The sequence below is a fragment of the Mesorhizobium opportunistum WSM2075 genome (assembly GCF_000176035.2).
Lineage (GTDB): Bacteria > Pseudomonadota > Alphaproteobacteria > Rhizobiales > Rhizobiaceae > Mesorhizobium > Mesorhizobium opportunistum.
Map to the genome: position 1 here is coordinate 1,911,116 of NC_015675.1, position 18,999 is coordinate 1,930,114.

General features: G+C 63.6%; 19 protein-coding genes and 1 tRNA gene. 9 read left to right on the forward strand and 11 right to left on the reverse strand.

What is annotated here, in order from left to right; translation table 11 throughout:
* Positions 1–117 precede the first annotated feature (117 nt).
* The 3 genes from MESOP_RS09155 to MESOP_RS09165 all read right to left on the reverse strand — a co-directional run bounded on the left by MESOP_RS09155 (position 118) and on the right by MESOP_RS09165 (position 2,671).
* Entirely contained in the window at positions 118–1,107 is a 990-nt protein-coding gene (locus tag MESOP_RS09155) for a BMP family lipoprotein (RefSeq protein ID WP_013893047.1), read from the reverse strand.
* 253 nt (positions 1,108–1,360) lie between these two features.
* Positions 1,361–1,684, reverse strand: coding sequence for a hypothetical protein (locus MESOP_RS09160; RefSeq protein ID WP_013893048.1), 324 nt, complete (start codon positions 1,682–1,684; stop codon positions 1,361–1,363).
* Positions 1,685–1,834: 150 nt separating this feature from the next.
* Positions 1,835–2,671: a hypothetical protein gene (locus MESOP_RS09165; protein ID WP_013893049.1), complete on the reverse strand. Its 837-nt coding sequence runs from the start codon at positions 2,669–2,671 to the stop codon at positions 1,835–1,837.
* 303 nt (positions 2,672–2,974) lie between these two features.
* Here MESOP_RS09165 and MESOP_RS09170 point away from each other — a divergent pair.
* From MESOP_RS09170 to MESOP_RS09210, 9 genes are all read left to right on the forward strand, one after another.
* A tRNA-Ser gene (locus MESOP_RS09170) sits at positions 2,975–3,064 on the forward strand.
* Positions 3,065–3,687: 623 nt separating this feature from the next.
* A complete protein-coding gene (locus MESOP_RS09175; RefSeq protein ID WP_224730218.1) occupies positions 3,688–3,993 on the forward strand; it encodes a hypothetical protein in 306 nt (101 codons plus the stop codon).
* Positions 3,994–4,466: 473 nt separating this feature from the next.
* On the forward strand, positions 4,467–4,556 hold the full coding sequence (locus MESOP_RS09180) for a K(+)-transporting ATPase subunit F (RefSeq protein WP_023669708.1): 90 nt from the start codon (positions 4,467–4,469) through the stop codon (positions 4,554–4,556).
* Positions 4,557–4,568: 12 nt separating this feature from the next.
* On the forward strand, positions 4,569–6,272 hold the full coding sequence (kdpA, locus tag MESOP_RS09185; RefSeq protein WP_013893051.1) for a potassium-transporting ATPase subunit KdpA: 1,704 nt from the start codon (positions 4,569–4,571) through the stop codon (positions 6,270–6,272).
* 25 nt (positions 6,273–6,297) lie between these two features.
* Complete coding sequence (locus tag MESOP_RS09190; protein ID WP_013893052.1) at positions 6,298–6,507, forward strand: hypothetical protein; 210 nt, start codon at positions 6,298–6,300, stop codon at positions 6,505–6,507.
* Positions 6,504–8,597: a potassium-transporting ATPase subunit KdpB gene (gene kdpB / locus MESOP_RS09195; protein WP_013893053.1), complete on the forward strand. Its 2,094-nt coding sequence runs from the start codon at positions 6,504–6,506 to the stop codon at positions 8,595–8,597. The genes MESOP_RS09190 and kdpB overlap by 4 nt, the downstream gene beginning before the upstream one ends.
* Positions 8,598–8,670: 73 nt before the next feature.
* Positions 8,671–9,237: a potassium-transporting ATPase subunit KdpC gene (gene kdpC / locus MESOP_RS09200; RefSeq protein WP_013893054.1), complete on the forward strand. Its 567-nt coding sequence runs from the start codon at positions 8,671–8,673 to the stop codon at positions 9,235–9,237.
* 55 nt (positions 9,238–9,292) lie between these two features.
* Positions 9,293–12,022 carry a sensor histidine kinase gene (locus tag MESOP_RS09205; RefSeq protein WP_013893055.1) on the forward strand — a complete coding sequence of 910 codons (2,730 nt, stop codon included), beginning with the start codon at positions 9,293–9,295 and terminating at the stop codon, positions 12,020–12,022.
* Positions 12,019–12,711: a response regulator transcription factor gene (locus tag MESOP_RS09210; protein ID WP_013893056.1), complete on the forward strand. Its 693-nt coding sequence runs from the start codon at positions 12,019–12,021 to the stop codon at positions 12,709–12,711. The genes MESOP_RS09205 and MESOP_RS09210 overlap by 4 nt, the downstream gene beginning before the upstream one ends.
* Positions 12,712–12,725: 14 nt before the next feature.
* On the opposite strand, the gene MESOP_RS09215 is transcribed toward MESOP_RS09210, so the two are convergent.
* The 8 genes from MESOP_RS09215 to MESOP_RS09250 form a co-directional block, all read right to left on the reverse strand.
* Positions 12,726–14,165, reverse strand: a complete 1,440-nt coding sequence (locus tag MESOP_RS09215) for an MFS transporter (protein ID WP_013893057.1) — start codon at positions 14,163–14,165, stop codon at positions 12,726–12,728.
* Between the two features lie 201 nt (positions 14,166–14,366).
* Positions 14,367–14,849: a DUF992 domain-containing protein gene (locus tag MESOP_RS09220; protein WP_013893058.1), complete on the reverse strand. Its 483-nt coding sequence runs from the start codon at positions 14,847–14,849 to the stop codon at positions 14,367–14,369.
* 92 nt (positions 14,850–14,941) lie between these two features.
* On the reverse strand, positions 14,942–15,418 hold the full coding sequence (locus MESOP_RS09225; protein WP_013893059.1) for a DUF992 domain-containing protein: 477 nt from the start codon (positions 15,416–15,418) through the stop codon (positions 14,942–14,944).
* Positions 15,419–15,624: 206 nt separating this feature from the next.
* Positions 15,625–16,467: a tetratricopeptide repeat protein gene (locus MESOP_RS09230; protein ID WP_013893060.1), complete on the reverse strand. Its 843-nt coding sequence runs from the start codon at positions 16,465–16,467 to the stop codon at positions 15,625–15,627.
* A gap of 141 nt (positions 16,468–16,608) precedes the next feature.
* On the reverse strand, positions 16,609–16,875 hold the full coding sequence (rpsU, locus tag MESOP_RS09235; RefSeq protein WP_010911429.1) for a 30S ribosomal protein S21: 267 nt from the start codon (positions 16,873–16,875) through the stop codon (positions 16,609–16,611).
* Positions 16,876–17,053: 178 nt separating this feature from the next.
* Positions 17,054–17,440: an SET domain-containing protein gene (locus MESOP_RS09240; protein ID WP_013893061.1), complete on the reverse strand. Its 387-nt coding sequence runs from the start codon at positions 17,438–17,440 to the stop codon at positions 17,054–17,056.
* Positions 17,441–17,557: 117 nt separating this feature from the next.
* The gene (locus MESOP_RS09245) at positions 17,558–18,316 is read right to left on the reverse strand and encodes an SDR family oxidoreductase (protein WP_013893062.1); all 759 of its coding nucleotides are present in this window, start codon (positions 18,314–18,316) and stop codon (positions 17,558–17,560) included.
* 108 nt (positions 18,317–18,424) lie between these two features.
* Positions 18,425–18,793, reverse strand: a complete 369-nt coding sequence (locus MESOP_RS09250; RefSeq protein ID WP_013893063.1) for a YrdB family protein — start codon at positions 18,791–18,793, stop codon at positions 18,425–18,427.
* Positions 18,794–18,999 lie beyond the last annotated feature (206 nt).

An 18,999-nucleotide genomic window follows, 5' to 3' on the forward strand; every position in this document is an offset into this window, starting at 1 on the left:
AGGGGGGAGATCGGATATCGCCGAGACCTTCGCCAATCTTCAGCGTCCTTCGATATCCCTCCAAAAAACAAAACCGCCGGGCTTTCACCCGGCGGTTCGAAACCTGGTGCCTACCGATCAATAGGGGCAGGCGTTGTCGGCGGTGTAGTCGTGCACTTCGAGCTTGCCGGCGATGATGTCGGCCTTGGCCTTTTCGACCGCCGCCTTCATCTCGTCGGTCACCAGCGCCTTGTTGTTGTCGTCCAGGGCGTAGTCGACGCCGCCTTCCTTGAGGCCGAGATTTTGCAAGCCGCCCTTGAAGGTGCCGTTCTTGCCGTCCATGAAGGCGGTGTAGACGGCGACGTCGACGCGCTTCATCATCGAGGTCAGCACTTTGCCTGGCTGCAGGCCGTTCTGGTTGGAATCGACGCCGATGCCAAGCTTGCCGGCATCCGCCGCCGCCTGCAGCACGCCGACGCCGGTACCGCCGGCCGCCGCGTAGACCACGTCGGAGCCCTGGTCGATCTGCGTCTTGGCGATCTCGCCACCTTTGGCCGGGTCGTTCCAGGCCGCCGGCGTGTCGCCGGTCATGTTCTGGATGACGTCGGTCGCTCCGGCCGACTTGGCGCCGCCGACATAGCCGCATTCGAACTTGCGGATCAGCGGGATGTCCATGCCGCCGATAAAGCTGACCTTCTTGGTCTTCGAGGCCATCGCCGCCAGGATGCCGACGAGATAGGAGCCTTCATTCTCCTTGAAGACAAGCGAGCGGACATTGGGCAGATCGACGGCATCGTCGATGATGGCGAAGTTGAGGTCAGGATATTCCTTGGCGACCACCTTCAGCGCATCCTCCCAGGCAAAGCCGGCCATGACGATCGGGTTGCGGCCGTCCTCGGCGAAGCGGCGCAGCGCCTGCTCGCGCTGCGAAGCGTTGGAGACCTCGAACTCGACATAGGCGGTTCCGGTCTCGGTCTTGAATTTCTCGGCGCCGTGATAGGCTGCCTCATTGAAGGATTTGTCGAACTTGCCGCCGAGATCATAAAGGATGGCCGGCTGCACATCCGCGGCGAAAGCCGGAAGAACCATTGCGGTTGCGGCCAGGAGGCCGAGAACGATACGTTTCATGTGATCCACACCCTGTCGGTTATTTTTTCCGTTACGCACCGCTTGCCTGCCCGGTTCACCGGCAGGCACGCGACGTCAGCCAGGAGTGTATTCCCCTCCCGCTCCCGGGCAATCTGGCACGGCCTGAAACAAAATTCACGTGGAATTTTGACCTTTTGGAAAAGCGTGCCACGGGCGAGCCGCGCCGCAGTCCGATCCTTGCGCGCAAGCCGTTGGAAGGTGGCCCGTCGCTGGGCAGGGAGCAGGAAATCGATCAGTTGGCGGCGAACTGCCCCGTGCGCCGCTGCCGCCTGTAGCCGATGGCGTAAAGCAGGAAGGCCAGCACCGCGAACACCGCAAATCCCGGCTGGTTGAGCACCCACGCGATGGCGCCGTCCCACAGCAACGGACCCGCCTTGGCGCGGACGAAGGTTTCGAAGGCCGCCCGCGTGTCCGGCGAGACGGCCAGCCAGCTTGCGTTGAGCGGGGTCAGCACAAGCGCCGAGGCCGCCACCGTGCGTGTCGCGTCGAGCACCGCCATGATGACGGAAACCGACAGCGCGACCATGGCCGCTAGCCGAAAGACGAAACGAAACATCAAGCTCTCCCCCGGCCGATCCTGGACGCTTTCCAAGAGATCGCCGGCACGTGTCCCGAAACGACAAATAGAGTGGGTGTGACTGGTCCGCAATCACGATACGCGAATTTGAGGACTTGCGCGTTCTCTCCCTACGCGATGCGGCTGGCGCTATGCGACCGGCCCCTGTACGGCTGGCCTGCGCCTGCGCCGGTGAACGAGCCAGACAGCGAGAATGCCGCCGACGATGGCGCCGACCACCAGCCCGGCCAGACCGATGAACGCCGCGAAATATCCGCAGCCGCCCTCGAAGCAGCTTACTTCGGCAACATCGGCAATCACCGAGCCGGCGAAAAAACCGCCGAGGGCGCCGATGACGGCGCCGAGGATGATGCCGAGCAAGGCTGCGACAATGGAAACGAAGACCGACGGCGCTTCGGTGTCCGGCTTGGCGTAGACGGTTTCGGCGCCGGAGCCACGGCGCAGCAGGTAGATGCAAAGCAGGCCGATGGCGATCTCGGCGCCGGTGATGGCCAGGTTCTCGGCGGAGAAAACAAAGCTCGGCGAGGCAAGCACATAGGCTTGCCTCGCCAGCGACCAGATGATGATGACGGCCTGCCAGATGATGAAGTGGCGCGGGAAGCGCGCTGAGCGGCTAAAGGCGAGGCCGAGCAGGTAAAGCCCCCACAGGATCGTGACGACGTCGACGATGAGCCCGCCGATGAAGAAATAGAAGATGTCGTCCGGCAGGCCGGAATTCCCGAACAGCCACCAGGATGACGCCAGACCGTACACCGACCACGCCATGACGAAGATGAGCCATGCCACCGGGACGAAGGACAATCCGCTATCTGGGCCGTTGTGCGGACGATTGCCTGGGCGCCCGAACGGCGCCTTGTCATTGTCCGGCGCGTTGCCCGGAATTCCGCTGCTTGACGTCATGTCCGGCTGGTGCCCCCGCAAAGCCTCCCGGTCACTCGACAGTTGGTTCGAGGCGAAGTCAAGCACGGCAGCCTCCGCGGTCCTGGCTGTGCACATCATTCGGGTGGCGGCGCTTCAAAAGCGGATCTGCCGGCGGCCCGCGAAATCCCATGTCGCCGGCAAAGCGAATAGACTGCCGTTATGGCTTGGCATTCGGCGCGGGATCGACTAGATGAGCCCCGCGCCTGTTGCTTCGACGGCTCAGGTGCAGGGGAAGGACGTTCGCTGGTTGGGCGGCGTCCATGGCGCGGAAGTTCCGCATCGCAGCCCTAAGGGAGATGCATCTCCCCAACCCGCGCGGCGAAACCGGCCGGCGCGACATGCAAGGACGGAGAGGTGGCCGAGTGGTTGAAGGCGCACGCCTGGAAAGTGTGTTTACGGGAGACCGTAACGCGGGTTCGAATCCCGCTCTCTCCGCCATTATTCCACATTTCTGTCCAGCAAGGGCTAAACTGTCAGGGCGTTGGCAGCCTGTATCCGCTGATCCGCCATGGCGGGTCGCAGATAAACTACAGTGCCGAGCCTCTGTAGCGGGTGGCTTCCTTCCATAAAGCGATCGTCGGCCGCGGGGTGCGTCCCTTCACCTCGAAATTACGACCCCGATAGCTTCCCCTGGCCACCCACACTGTTTTTGAACGTCGATAGATCTTGATGCCCAATGCGCACGCCCTCGCAAGCAGTTCTGCATCATTTCGCATTTGATCGACCCTCGTCACCCGCTCCTTGAAAATTGACGTACCGATCATGCCCAACGCGCGTTGCAGCACTGTGTCGGAGCACGTTCCGTTGGGTAACGTGTCGCCACTTAAGCCTTCCGCGTTCGCGTAATATTGCGATCAATTAGAATCACCTAATTTTGGGTTGCGGCGGTACCCAACTCGCCGCCAAGGTCGGCGCGGGCTTTCAGGCAATGCCGCGTCGACCACTCCTGGCGCTTTCACTTTCGGGGCTCGTTGGCATGCCATTGCCCGTGCCCGCCGAACCCGTGTGAGCTATGTCATAGTCTGTTTCAGTCCACCCGATATCTTGATTGGCATAGTTGCATGTTTCGCCACATCGGGAGGAAAGCAGTGCCTGGTCCCCAACGCAACGTTGATGGTTATCTGGCCAGTTATGGAGGCCCTCTGGCAACGCGTATTGAAGTGATTGAGGCCGACGGTGAGTGGTTAGTGCGAATTGTTGAACATGACGAGGAGCGCACCTACTCTTTCACGTTGAAATCTTTCGCTCTGGCCTTTGCCGAAGGCCAGAGGATTCACGCAAAGCCTCCCACGGTCGTGCGGCTCGAGCGCAACCCATCGCTCCTATTCGCACATGCCCGGTTCACAGCGGTGAACGATCGATTCTAGGATGCCGCGAGGCGTGGGTCGGGTCGCGGACCTAGCCGCCCGACATCGGTGTTTGGCGCTGCCTTCCGCCTTTTGCCTGCTATCATTCTGTCGCCGGACGGGACAGTGATCGCCACGTCCTGCTTATCCCGCTGATCCGCCATTGATGCCGGCGGTCCCACGGGGCCAGCCACGCTGCCGCCCCGAAAACCTTTATGAAATTCCTATTTCTTTCCGCTTCGCCCCGTCTCGAACCTTTATGGCGATCGGGTCCATATTCCATCTCGAGCAAAAACGTCGAACGCCCTCACCAATCGAGGTGTGGCGCGCCGTATCACGTATTTCCACCTGCTTCGAGTGGGCGAAACGTAGAAAAGCGAAAGCAAGGAATAAACACGATGGATATCGTCGTTCTCGGAATAGGGATTTTGTTTTTCGTCCTTTCCTTCGCCTACGTCAAAGCCTGCGACATTCTTTAACGCGAGGACGAAACGATGCTTGTCGACTACATTCTCGGTGGCGGCGTGACGCTGTTCCTGCTCGTTTACCTGACATACGCCCTCGTTCGTCCAGAACGCTTCTGAAGGCCGGAAACCATGACTCTCAACGGATGGCTACAGATCCTCGTCTACTGCGGGATCGTCGTTTTGCTGGTGAAGCCGCTCGGTGGCTACATATACCGCGTCTTCAATGGCGACCGGACATTCCTGTCGCCGGTTCTGGGTCCGGTCGAACGCGAGCTCTATCGCATTTCGGGAACCAGTGAGCGCGAGGAACAGCATTGGACCGCCTATGCGGCGGGCATCCTGTTCTTCAGCGTCGCCAGCTTCCTGGTGCTTTATGTCCTGCAGCGGCTCCAGGGTGTGCTTCCCTACAATCCGACCGGCATGGCGTCCGTCGACGCCAACCTCGCCTTCAACACCGCCGCCAGCTTCGTCACCAACACCAACTGGCAGAACTATGGCGGCGAGAGCACGATGTCCTACCTCGTGCAGATGGCCGGCCTCACCGTGCAGAACTTCATGTCGGCCGCCGTCGGTGTCTCGATCGCCATCGCGCTGATCCGCGGCTTTGCCCGTGCCTCGGCAAAATCGATCGGCAATTTCTGGGTCGATATGACCCGCTGCACGCTCTACATCCTCCTGCCGCTCTGCATTGTGCTGACGCTGGTCTATGTCTGGCTCGGGATACCGCAGACGCTCGGTCCGTACGTCGACGCCACCACGCTGGAAGGCGCCAAGCAGACCCTCGCGCTCGGCCCGGTCGCCTCGCAGGTGGCCATCAAGATGCTCGGCACCAATGGCGGCGGTTTCTTCAATGCCAATGCCGCGCATCCGTTCGAAAATCCCGACGCCATCTCCAACCTGATCCAGATGGTGACGATCTTCGCGCTGGGTGCGGCGCTGACCAACGTCTTCGGCCGCATGGTCGGCAACCAGCGCCAGGGCTGGGCGATCCTGGCCACGATGGGCGTGCTGTTCATCGCCGGCGTCGCCATCTGCTACTGGGCGGAGGCATCCGGCAATCCGCTGGTCCATGCGCTCGGCATCGACGGCGGCAACATGGAAGGCAAGGAGAGCCGCTTCGGCATTGCCCTGTCGGCACTGTTCGCGGTCATCACCACGGCCGCCTCGTGCGGCGCCGTCAACGCCATGCATGACAGCTTCACCGCGCTCGGGGGGCTGATCCCGATGGTCAACATGCAACTCGGCGAGGTCATCGTCGGCGGCGTCGGCGCCGGTTTCTACGGCATGATGATGTTCATCGTCCTCGCCGTCTTCGTCGCCGGCCTGATGGTCGGCCGCACGCCGGAATATCTCGGCAAGAAGATCGAGGCCAAGGAAGTCAAGATGGCGATGCTGGCCATACTGTGCCTGCCGCTGGCCATGCTGATCTTCACGGCAATCGCCGTGGTGCTGCCGACGGGTGTCGCGTCCATGGCCAATGGCGGGCCGCACGGCTTCTCCGAGGTGCTCTACGCCTACACCTCGGCGGCGGCGAACAATGGCTCGACCTTTGGCGGCCTCAGCGGCAACACGCCCTGGTACAACATCACGCTCGGCATCACCATGCTGATGGGCCGCTTCCTGGTCATCATCCCGGCGCTCGCCATCGCCGGCTCGCTGGTGGCGAAGAAGACGGTGCCGGCCTCGGCCGGCACCTTCCCGACAGATGGCCCGCTGTTCGTCGGCCTGCTGGTCGGCGTCATCCTGATCGTCGCCGGCCTGACCTTCTTCCCGGCACTGGCGATCGGACCGATCGTCGAACACCTGGCCATGATCCATGGGCAGACATTCTGACACGGCCCGGCCTTGGATCAACATCATGTCCTGGTTCAACATCATGCGACGGAAGAGCCGGCCCCGGGCCGGAAACGAGGGAGAGGCAACGCCTCCTCCCTTCCCGACCATCTCCACATTCCTGGGCATTGCGGCGGTCATGATCGTGATCTGGCTGCTGGTCTATGGCCCACCCTTTTCGGCATCCGATCGATCGGTGCCTGCCAACAACATCGATACTGGAGCCAACAAATGAGCCAGTCCAAATCCGCCAGCATCATGGATGCCGGCATCCTGTGGCCCGCCGTCGGTGGAGCCTTCAGGAAGCTGAATCCGCGCACCCTGATCAGGAACCCGGTCATGTTCGTCGTTGCCGTCGTCTCGGCGCTGACGACCGTCCTGTTCGCCAAGGACCTGATCACCGGCGGCGGCGATTCCAAATTCACGCTGCAGATCATCATCTGGCTGTGGTTCACCGTGCTGTTCGCCAATTTCGCCGAGGCCGTCGCCGAAGGCCGCGGCAAGGCGCAGGCCGATTCGCTGCGCAAGGCGCGCACCGAAACCCAGGCCAAGCTTCTGACCGGTGAGGACCGCACGAAATACAAACTGGTGCCCGGCACCAGCCTGAAGGTCGGGGATGCCGTGCTGGTCGAGGCCGGCGACATCATCCCGTCGGACGGCGAGGTGGTCGAAGGCGTCGCCTCGGTGAACGAGGCGGCGATAACAGGCGAATCCGCGCCGGTCATCCGTGAATCCGGCGGCGACCGTTCTGCGGTCACCGGCGGCACGCAGGTGCTGTCCGACTGGATTCGCGTGCGCATCACGGCGGCATCGGGCCATACTTTCCTCGACCGCATGATCTCGCTGGTCGAGGGCGCCGAGCGCCAGAAGACGCCGAACGAGATAGCGCTCAACATCCTGCTGGTCGGCATGACGCTGATCTTCGTGCTAGCCACCGCCACCATCCCGAGCTTTGCCTCCTATTCGGGCGGCTACATCCCGGTGACCGTCCTGGTCGCCCTGTTCGTCACCCTGATCCCGACCACCATCGGCGCGCTGCTGTCGGCCATCGGCATCGCCGGCATGGACCGGCTGGTGCGGTTCAACGTGCTGGCGATGTCCGGCCGCGCCGTCGAGGCGGCGGGTGACGTCGACACGCTGCTGCTCGACAAGACCGGCACGATCACGCTCGGCAATCGCCAGGCGACGCAATTTCGCCCGGTCAAAGGTGTCACCGAGCAGGAGCTGGCCGACGCGGCGCAGCTCGCCTCGCTCGCCGACGAAACGCCGGAAGGCCGCTCGATCGTGGTGCTGGCCAAGGAGAAATACGCAATCCGCGCCCGCGACATGGCAACGCTGCACGCCACCTTCGTGCCCTTCACCGCGCAGACCCGTATGAGCGGCGTCGACATCGACGGTTCGTCGGTGCGCAAGGGTGCCGTCGATTCGGTGCTCGCCCATGTCAACCAGTCGGCATCGGCCGCCCATGGCGTGCGCCCGAGCAGTGACTCCATCCGCGACCTCCAGGCCATCGCAGACGAGGTCGCCAAGTCCGGCGGCACACCGCTGGCGGTGGAACGCGATGGGCGCCTGCTCGGCGTCGTCCACCTCAAGGACATCGTCAAAGGCGGCATCAGCGAGCGCTTCACAGAACTGCGCCGCATGGGCATCCGAACTGTGATGATCACCGGCGACAATCCGATGACGGCCGCTGCGATCGCCGCGGAGGCCGGCGTCGACGACTTCCTGGCCCAGGCGACGCCCGAGGACAAGCTGAAGCTGATCCGCGACGAACAGGCCAAGGGCAAGCTGGTCGCCATGTGCGGCGACGGCACCAACGATGCGCCCGCCCTTGCCCAGGCTGATGTCGGCGTGGCCATGAACACCGGCACGGTCGCGGCCCGCGAAGCCGGCAACATGATCGATCTCGACAGCGATCCGACCAAGCTGATCGAGATCGTCGAGATCGGCAAGGCGCTGTTGATGACGCGCGGCTCGCTGACGACGTTTTCGATCGCCAACGACGTCGCCAAGTACTTCGCCATCATCCCGGCGATGTTCGCCGTCTTCTACATCGCGCCGGGACAGACGACCGGGCCGCTGCAGGCACTCAACATCATGCATCTGGGGACGCCGCAGAGCGCCATCCTGTCGGCGATCATCTTCAACGCGCTGATCATCATCGCGCTGATCCCGCTGTCGCTGAAAGGCGTCAAGTATCGTGCCATCGGCGCCGGTGCGCTGCTCAGCCGCAACCTCTTGGTCTACGGCCTCGGCGGCATCATCGTCCCCTTCGTCGGCATCAAGGCGATCGACATGATCGTCACCGCCCTCGGCCTCGCTTAACTCTTTGTTTTAACGCAATTCCTGTGGGAAACCGCTTCACACTTTTCCTGGAATTGCTTTGAGGAAAATTTCCATGCTCTCCCAGATAAGACCCGCGATCATCATGATCGTCTTCTTCACGGTGCTGACCGGCCTGATCTATCCCTTGGGCATGACCGGCATCGCCCAGGCGCTGTTCCCGCGCCAGGCCAATGGCAGCCTGATCGAAAAGGACGGCAAGGTCATCGGCTCCGGCCTGATCGGCCAGGGCTTTGCCAGCGACAAGTATTTCCATGGCCGGCCTTCGGCGGCCGGCAGCAGCGGCTACGACGCAACCGCCTCCGGCGGCAGCAATCTCGGCCCGACCAATCCGAAGCTGATCGATCGCATCAAGGGCGATGCCGAAAAGCTGAAGGCGGAGAATCCGAACCAGCCGGTCCCGATGGACCTGGTGACGACGTCCGGCAGCGGCCTCGATCCAGCCATCAGCCCCGAGGCCGCCTACTTCCAGGTCGCCAGGGTGGCGAAAGCCCGGGGCATCGACGAGGCCAAGGTCAAGGCGCTCGTCGACAGCCACATCGATGGCCGCGAACTGGGCTTCCTGGGTGAGCCGGTCGTCAATGTGCTGGCGCTCAACCTCGCACTCGACGATGCGAAATAACGAAGGGGTGACCGGGGATCGACAGTACCCCTGGCGCCGTCCATGATCGAAGCTGATGCCGGACGACCGAAGCAACGAATCCAGACCTTCTCCCGACGCACTGCTCGATCATGCCGAGCGGGAAGGTCGCGGTCGTTTGCGCATATTCCTCGGTGCGGCACCAGGTGTCGGCAAGACCTATGAAATGCTGATGTCGGGCCGTGCCCGCCTGGCCGACGGCGTGGACGTGGTGATCGGCGTCGTCGAGACGCATGGCCGCAAGGAGACGATGGCCCTTGTCGAGGGCTATGAGGTCATTCCCCGCCGCAAGGTCGACTACAAGGGCCGCATCCTCGACGAGATGGATATAGACGCCATCCTCGCCCGGCGTCCGGCGCTGGTTCTCGTCGACGAGCTCGCCCACACCAACGCGCCCGGCAGCCGCCATCCCAAGCGCTATCTCGACGTCCAGGAAATCCTGACGCAAGGCATCGACGTCTACACGACGCTCAACATCCAGCATGTCGAAAGCCTGAACGATGTCGTCGCCCAGATCACCAAGGTCAGGGTGCGCGAGACGGTTCCCGATTCCATCATCGACCAGGCCGACGACGTCGAGATCATCGACCTCACGCCCGACGACCTGATCAAGCGGCTCGAGGAAGGCAAGGTCTATTTCCCCAACACCGCCCAGCGCGCGATCGAGAACTATTTCTCGCCGGGCAATCTGACCGCGCTCAGGGAACTGGCGCTGCGCCGCACGGCGCAGCGCGTCGACGACCAGTTACTGATCCATATGCAGGCCCACGCCATTCCGGGGCCGTGGGCCGCGGGCGAGCGGGTGCTCGTCTGCGTCGACGCGCGTCCGGGCGGGGCGGCCCGCATTCGCTATGCGCGCCGGCTGGCCGACCGGCTGCGCGCGCCGTGGACGGCGCTGCATGTGGATACGCCTCGTTCGGCCGCCATGTCCGAGGAGGACAAGGACCGGCTGGCGGCATTGCTGCGCCTTGCCGAACAGCTCGGCGCCGAGGTGACGACCATTCCCGGCCAGAACGTCGCGCAGGATATCGTGCGGCATGCGACGGCCAACAATTTCACCCACATCGTGGTCGGCCGGCCGACCCGGTCGCGCTGGCGCGAATTGATCGAAGGTTCGCTCACCTATGATCTCATCCGCAATGCCGGCGACATCAGCGTCCATGTCATTTCGGGAACCGAGCGCAACACCGAGGCGACGTCGAGAAGCGTCAAGGCGGCGGACGAGCAGTGGCAGTTCCAGATCTGGCCTTATCTCAGCGCCACGGGTTTTGTCGCCGGTTCGCTCGCCTTCGCCGTCCTGCTCGACCAGTTTCTCGACGTTCGCAATCTGGCGATCATCTTTCTCATCGGGGTGCTGACGTCGGCGGTGACCGGCGGCCTCTGGCCGGCCCTGTATGCCTGTCTCGCCAGCGCCGTCGCCTTCAACTATTTCTTCCTGGAGCCGCGCTACACGCTGACGATCCGGGATCCGGAGAGCATCGTCGCGCTCGGCGTGTTCCTGGTCGTGGCGGTCATCGCCAGCAATCTGACGGCGCGCGTGCAACGCCAGGCGGTCGCCGCCCGCTCGCGGGCGCGGGCCACGGAGGACATCTACCTCTTTTCCAAGAAGCTCGCCGGTGCCGGCACGCTCGACGACGTTCTGTGGGCCACCGCCTTCCAGATCGCCTCGATGCTGAAGCTGCGCGTGGTGCTGCTTTTGCCGGAAGATGGAACGATCACCGTCAAGGCCGGCTATCCGCCCGACGATACGCTGGCGGAGGCCGACATCGCGGCCGCCCGCTGGGCCTGGGAGCACAACCGCGCGGCAGGACGCGGCGCCGACACGCTTCCCGGTGCCAAGCGCCTCTATCTGCCCCTGCGGACAGGGCGCACCGCGATCGGCGTCGTCGGGCTCGACAACGACAAGCAGGGTCCGCTGCTGACGCCAGAGCAGCAGCGCCTGCTCGACGCGCTGGCCGACCAGGCGGCGGTCGCCATCGAACGCATCCAACTGGTCGCCGACGTCGACCGTGCCAAGCTCGCCGCCGAGGCGGACAGGCTGCGTTCGGCGCTGCTCACCTCGATTTCGCATGATCTGAAGACGCCGCTCGCCGCCATCATGGGTGCGGCCGGCACGCTGCGGGAATTCGCACCGGCATTGCCGGAACAGGATCGGGCGGAACTTTTGTCGACCGTGCTTGACGAGTCCGAGCGGTTGAACCGCTTCATCGCCAATCTGCTCGACATGACCAAGATCGAGTCCGGGGCCATGGAGCCGAACTACGCTTTCCACTATGTCGGCGATATCGTCGGCTCGGCCCTGCAGAGGGCGAGGAAGATCATCGCCGAGCACAAGACCGAGATCGACATCCCCATGGATCTGCCGATGCTGAAGGTCGATCCCGTCCTGTTCGAGCAGGCGCTGTTCAATCTCCTCGACAATGCGGCGAAATACGCCCCACCCGGCTCGACGATCCGCGTGCAGGGCTGGACCGACAATGGTTCCGTCATCCTGCAGGTCATGGATGAAGGGCCGGGCATTCCGCCCGGAGACGTGGAACGGATTTTCGACACCTTCTACCGGGTGCGCAAGCGCGACCAGGTCCGCGCCGGCACCGGGCTCGGCCTGTCGATCTGCCGTGGTTTCATCGAAGCGATGGGCGGCACGATCACAGCCGCGAACCGAACCGACCGTCCGGGCGCGGTTTTCACCATCAGCATGCCGAAGCCGGCGATCCCGCCCGACCTCGACACCTCCACTACCGACGATGTTGGTGACTTGGCATGACAAACTCGAACGTCAGGATACTGGTCGTGGATGACGAGCCGCCGATCCGCAAGCTGCTGCGGGTCGGGCTCGGCAGCCAGGGCTATGCAATCAGCGAGGCGCCGAACGCCAAGGTGGCGATCGAATTGATGGAGACGGAAAAGCCTGATCTCGTCCTGCTCGACCTCGGCCTGCCGGGCATGAGCGGCCATGAACTGCTGCGCAAATGGCGTGACGATGGCCTCGACATTCCCGTCGTCATCCTCTCTAGCCGCACCGACGAGGCCGGCATCGTCAACGCGCTCGAACTCGGCGCCGACGACTATGTCACCAAGCCGTTCGGCATGAACGAGCTGGTCGCCCGCATCCGCGTGGCGCTGCGCCACAAATTCCAGCAGCAGGGTGAAAAGCCGGTTTTCCAGACCGGTGACCTCAGCGTCGACCTGGTCAAGCGCGTCGTCAAGGTCGAGGGCAAGGAGGTGAAGCTCTCGCCGAAGGAATACGAGATCCTGCGCATGCTGGTGCAGCATGCCGGCAAAGTGCTGACCCACCATTTCCTGTTGAAGCAGGTCTGGGGCGATTCGACCGACGTGCAGTATCTCAGGGTCTATGTCCGGCAACTCAGGCAGAAGATCGAGAAGACCCCGGACCAGCCACGCTACATCACCACGGAGACCGGTGTCGGCTATCGCCTGCGCGAGGTCGAGTAGGCGAGAGCCGTCACTTAACCGATTGCTTCCTGCTGCAGTCGGTTCGCGGTCGATGATGCCCGCAAGGCGGCCAGGCAGCCGAGAATTCCAAGCGGCACGAAGGCCAGGAACAGCCAGCTCGCGACATTGGCGGCCGCGTCGTGGTTCAACCCTTGCGAAAAACCGCTGGCATTGGCGACGATGCCGGCAAGGGCGGCACCCACGGCATAGCCGATGCGCTGCATGGTCGGCACCGCTGCCGAGGCAATTGTCTGCTCGTCATCCGGGGCGGAGGCGACGATGACGCGGGTCAGGAACGGCCAGGCGATGCCGAAGCCGCCGCCCTGCAACAGGGCGCAGACCAGGATCAGCGGGATAGAGCCCAGCGGTAGCGTATAGGCAAAGCCGGCGATGCCGGCGGCGATCATCAGCGCGCCGCAGACGATGATCAGCCGCTCGCGGCGCGGTGGCGCGTTGGCGACGAGGATCGACAGGATCGACCAGGCGATCGATTCGGCGGCGATGATATAACCGGTGGTCAGCAGCGGGATGTCGTGCAGGCTGGTCAACAGCAGCGGCCCGTAGACGCCGAAGGAGCAGGTCGCCACCGAGAAGGCGGCGACCATGGTCATGCCGGCGCCTACCGGCGTGCGCCACGAGAACAGCCGCGCCGGGAACAGCCGGGAGCGCGGCTTCAGCGCGTCGATGTAGAAGAACAGCGCCAGGCCGCCGAGACCGAGGGCGATCAGCAGCGAAGAGCGCAGCAAGGCGATGTCGACGCCGGCAGAGGCGATCAGCACCACGGCTACGGCAAGGCAGGCGAGGGCGGCGAACGGGAAGGGCGGCGCCTTGCCCTTGCTCGTGGTGGGTCTCGTCGCCTCGGGCGTGTCGAGCACGATGAAGCTTGCCAACGCCATGGCCGTGCCGCCGACGGTGAAGACGCCGAACGCCCAGCGCCATGAGAGAAGCTCGGTCATGATCGCGCCGAGCAACGGGCCGCTGAAGGCCGCGACGCCCCAGATCGCGGACATGATGCCGAAAAGCTGCGGCCAGATGGCACGCGAAAACAACCGCTCGACCGAGACGAAGGCCAGCGACACCAGCGCGCCGCCGCCAAGCCCCTCGATCAGGCGGCCGGCGAGGAACAGCTGCATGGAAGGCGAGGTGGCGCAGATCAACGCTCCGGCCGCGTAGAGCAGGGCGGCGACAACCATGTTGGTGCGCAGCGCCACATAACTCACCAGCCGCCCGGCCGCGGCACCGGCGACGATGGCGCCGAGCTCGTAGATCGCCAGCGACCAGCCAACGAGCTGCACGCCGGCCAGTTCACCGACCATGGCGGGCATGACGGTCGCCACCATCGTCTCATTGGTCGCGTGCAGCAGGATGCCGAGGCTGATGAAGCAGAAGCGCGCCAGGTCGCCGCTCGCCCACAATGCGCGCCAGTCGACCCTGTTTATACCGATTTCAGTCATTTCTACCCCGGCCTTGCATAGCTCGATGACGGCGCTGGGCCCAGAAGCCAGAAAGGGTTTCCGGCAGGACCATGCGTGTTGGCAACGCCGGATCGCGCGTCAGACCGGGGCGCTGTTCCGGTCAGGGCAGGCTTGTAAAACCTCAACCGCGATTGAGCTCAAGCGAAATTTTCGAGATGTTTGCGGCCGGCGGCCGGCGGTTCAATTCTCGGTGCTGCGCAGTTGGAACTGGCTGACGCCGATGGCGAGATTGATGCCGGTCTGGGTCTGCAGGCTGAGCGGCTGGAGGGTGAAGGCCTGCGACGAACCGCCAACCAGCAGATTGGCGCCGGCGCCGACGGCCGCCGTCACCTCGGCACTGGCGCCAATATAGTCGCCCGCCAGCGCACCCGGCGCGTAGATGTTCTTCAGCGGCGTCAGCACCAACCATCGCATCACCGCTTGCTTTGTCGTGCCGATGTCGAGGCCGTATTTGTTGACGGCGCCGAAATAGGCTTCCGGCGCGAAGGTCTTGTCGGAGGGGGTGAAGGTGCAGCTCAAATCCTTGGTCGAGCCGAAAATGAAGCCGGTGCCGCCTGATATGGCGCATTCAAGCGCGCCGAGTTCGATGCCACGGTCCTGGGCTCGTGCCGCACCGGCAAGCGCGGTTGCAATCACGGCAGCGGCGATGGCTGTCTTCGGCATACTGTTCCCCTCAAAAATGAAACGGCGCGGAACCATCCTATCCGGTTCCGCGCCGCGAAGTGAGGGGTCGTGGAGCCCATGGCTCCATGCATTCATTTGAGCGAGTGGATCAGCTCGAGCGACGTCACGGCGACGGCAAGATTGACGCCGGTCTGCGCCTGGACGCTGAGCGGCTCGAGCATGAAGGCGCTGTCGAAGCCACCAACCAGCAGATTGGCGCCACCGCCGGTCACGACGCTGGCCTCGGCGTTGACGCCGTAATAGCTGCCGGCGAGGTCGCCCGCGTCACGGTCGCGTGTCGCGGCAAAAACGGCCCAGACCAACTGGCCCTGATGAGTCTTGCCGAGATCGACGCCAAGCTTGGAGATGACGCCTGTGTAGACCTCGGACGGTCCATGATGGTGGGGCCGGAAGACGCAGGACACGCCCTTGTTGGACGTCACGATGTAACCGGTGCCGCCATCGATGGTGCAGTCGAGCGTGCCGAGCTGCAGCTTGCCGGCGCTGGCCGGTGCGGCAGCGAACGCGGTCATGGCGAGAGCGGCGGCGCAGGCGAGTTTCTTGATCATGGGAGGGTCCTTTTGCGATTGCTTCCAAGTAACGGCTTTGATGGCCAGACCGTTCCGCTGAAAACTTGGCGCGAACAAGGCAAGGGTCGACGGGTTGCAGCGGGGGTTAACGCGCGGTTGCCGGATCGCCGGCGAAAGCCAGAGCAGCGTGTCCTTTTGGACACGCTAACGATCTGGAATGTTTAGCGGATCTGGTGAAACCGATGTCAGCTGACGCGGGCGAGGCCGTCCTTGGCCGGCTGGTAGGTCGGGTTGAGGCGAACGGCTTCCTTGTAGGATTTCGCGGCCTTCGCCTTGTCGCCGCGCCGCTCGTAGATCAGCGCCTGGTTGGCCCAGGCCTCGGCGTTCTTGCCGTCAAGCTTGATGGCCATGTTGAAGTCGGAGAAGGCATTGTCCTCGTCGCCTGTCGCCAGATAGGAAAGGCCACGGCCGTTGTACGGTTCGGCTGCGTCCGGCGCCAGCGAGATGGCGGTCGAGAAATCCTCGATGGCGAATTTGTGCTGGCCCTGGCTCTGATAGATCAGGCCGCGATTGTGATAGGCGCGGGCATCGGTGGTGTCGAGCTGGATCGCCTTCTGGAAGTCGTTGAAGGCATCCTGGGTGCGGCCCGCCTTGCGGTAGAGATTGCCGCGGCCGATATAGGCGGCGTCATAGTTGCCGTTGATCTGGATCGAGCGGTTGTAGTCCGCAAGCGCGGCTTCCTGGTTGCCGAGGAAGCGCTGGATGAGTGCCCGGTTCGAATAGGCCTGGTAGAAATTCGGGTTGAGCTGGATGGCCTGGTTGAAATCCTTGAGCGCCGCCTGGTACTGGCCGCCGCGGCCATAGGCCGAGCCGCGCACATTGTAGCCTTCGGGATCCTGGGGATTGCGCTGGATCACCGCCGACAGCGAGGAGATGTTCTCGCTCGACCCTTGCGCCTTGTCGATGTTGTTGAACTCGCCGGTCGGGCCCGATGTCTGGCAGCCGGCAAGCACCAGTCCGGAAAGCAGGGCCGCTGTCAGGGCAAAACCACGCAATGCGGTCCCGCGCTCCACGCTCGTTGCGTTCATGTCTGCCCTGTCCTCACTTGCGCCGCGTCATTCAGGCCCGGATCCCCCCTCCGGGCCGGTCACATCAAAATAAAAAGGTGGCGGCGATTCCACATCGCGCCACCTTGGTATCCTTCGAAAAGGACGAAATATTGGCGTTAATCAGCGCGGCGGACGCGCTGCACCGGCAGCACCGCCGGCAGCCACCGGACGCGGCGTCATCGGCAGCAGCCCTTCGCGCTGTGCGCGCTTGCGGGCCAGCTTGCGGGCGCGGCGAACGGCCTCGGCCTTTTCACGGGCGCGCTTCTCGGAAGGCTTCTCGTAGTGACCGCGCATCTTCATTTCGCGGAAAATGCCTTCGCGCTGCATCTTCTTCTTGAGCGCGCGAAGCGCCTGATCAACGTTGTTGTCGCGGACGAGTACCTGCACGGGCAATCCTGTCTTTCGGGTTTGATATCAACAGGCAAGCAGCCATAGCCACTAGCCTCCGCGGCGCTCGACACCACGAATTGTGGCGGCTGATAGCAGAATCAAGCCGCGCTGTCCACAGTCGAAATGAAGGACAACGGCCAAATTGCCACCGGTTGCCCGGTAGATAGGCCATCAGCTACGCCGTGGCCAGATGCAGCCGCTCGAAATCCTCGAAGAACTCGCCGTAGTCGCAGGTGATCTCTTCGCCCGCCGCGATATCGCGGGTCGCCGTCGCGCCGCCATATTGCGAAAAATCGGTATTCGGCGTCGCCGAATGGTTCATGAAACGGCCATTGTCGACTTCATAGACCATGAAACCCGGGCGATCCGGGCTCGGATAGGCATAGCGGTCGAGCAATTCCTTCAGCGCTGGTGGCGCTGCCTCGTATTTGTCCATCGGGATCAGCCGGTCGAAATCAGGATCGAGGCGCCAGATCGAGGCACCCTTGCGGATCGGCTCGGCGGCGAACATGCCGACGCCCTCGATCGCGCTCGCGGCCACATAGGTTCGGATCAGCATCATGGTTCCAGGACCTGTTTCGGCAAGAAGAGCGGTTCGACAAACGGAATCGCCAAATCGCGCGGAAAAATCAAGACCGGCGGCCTGCGTCACTTGGACGAACGGGCCTGTTCGCCGGGTTCACGTCCGGTTGATCGAGACGCCGCCATCGGCAAACAGCGCGGTTCCCGTGGTGAAGCTCGAGGCATCGGAGGCGAGATAAAGCGCCGAGCGGGCAATCTCCTCCGGCTGTGCCATGCGCTTCAAGGCGTGGATGCCTTCGACGAAAGCGCGTGCCTGCGGCGTGGTGGTCGTCGCGCCGGGTGTGTCGGTGCCGCCGGGCAGCAGCGCGTTGACGCGTAGCCCCCTTGGCCCATATTCGGCGGCCAGCACCTGCGTCAGGCCGATCAGGCCAGCCTTGGCAGCGGCATAAGCGGCCATGCCCGGCATGCCGGCAGTGTAGCCGACAAAACTCGAGGTAAAGATCAGCGAGCCGCCGCCCCGCTCCAGCATGGCCGGTATCTGGTGCTTTGCCCCGAGAAAGGCGCTTGTCAGGTTGATGTCCATCGTCTCGTGCCATGCCGCCGGCACCATGTCGGGCAGGGGCGCCATCACGCCGACGGCGCCGGCGTTGTTGAAGGCGATGTCGAGGCCGCCGAACCTTTCCAACGGCAGATCGACAAGAGCCTTTGCATAGGCTTCGTCCCTGACGTCGCCGGCAAGCGCAACGGCGGTGCCGTCCGCGTCCGATATTTCGGCGACGAGCGCGTCGAGCTCTGCCTGGCGCCGCGCGGCGACGACGAGCTTCGCGCCTTCCTCGGCAAAGAGTTTTGCGGCAGCGCGGCCGATGCCGGAACTGGCGCCGGTGACGATGGCGACCTTGTTGGCGAGTGCGAGCATTTTTTGCATCCTTTGCTTGGCGCCAGTTCTGCCGGCGATCGGATGCTTGGTCGCAAATGGGGTTGGTCGGAGCCACCCGATACCTGCGAAGGCTGCGTCGTCCCTGAACTATTGCTTCAGCAGCCAACCGAGCCGGTCGAGCGAAAATGCGTAGCTCATGGCGATAAGCAGGGCGACGATGATGCCCGTGGTCGTGTAACCGGCCACATGGAATCCAGCAGCGCCGCCGAACAGGATGACCAATTCCAACGCCAGCCGCACCGTGCCCGGAACCGGTACTGGCGCACGGCCTGATCGGCTCGGGTCGTCGAGTACCGCGAAAGTGCCCCACAGCACGGCTGCAACAAGCGGCAGGACCAGGGCCAGGCCCCATCGCCACCATCCCTCGGAGAGGTTCCAGCCCGCGACGCCGAGACCAAGCAAGGCGGCAAGCTCCAACAGGAAGCGTAGCGTCAGATTCCACCAGGCGTTGCCCATACTCGTCCTCTCGTCCTCAAGAATCTCGCGACAGGCAGTGTGACTGACCGCAGCCATGGCAGCCAGCCCGCATGCCTGTTTCTCGTCGCGGCGCAAAACGGCAAGCGCCGTCGCAAACAGCGCAAGGGTGGAAGCGCTGTTTCGCTAGTGATACACCTCGCGCGCCGGGGCCAAGTGAACGCCTCGCCGCCATTTGCGAGGCTGGA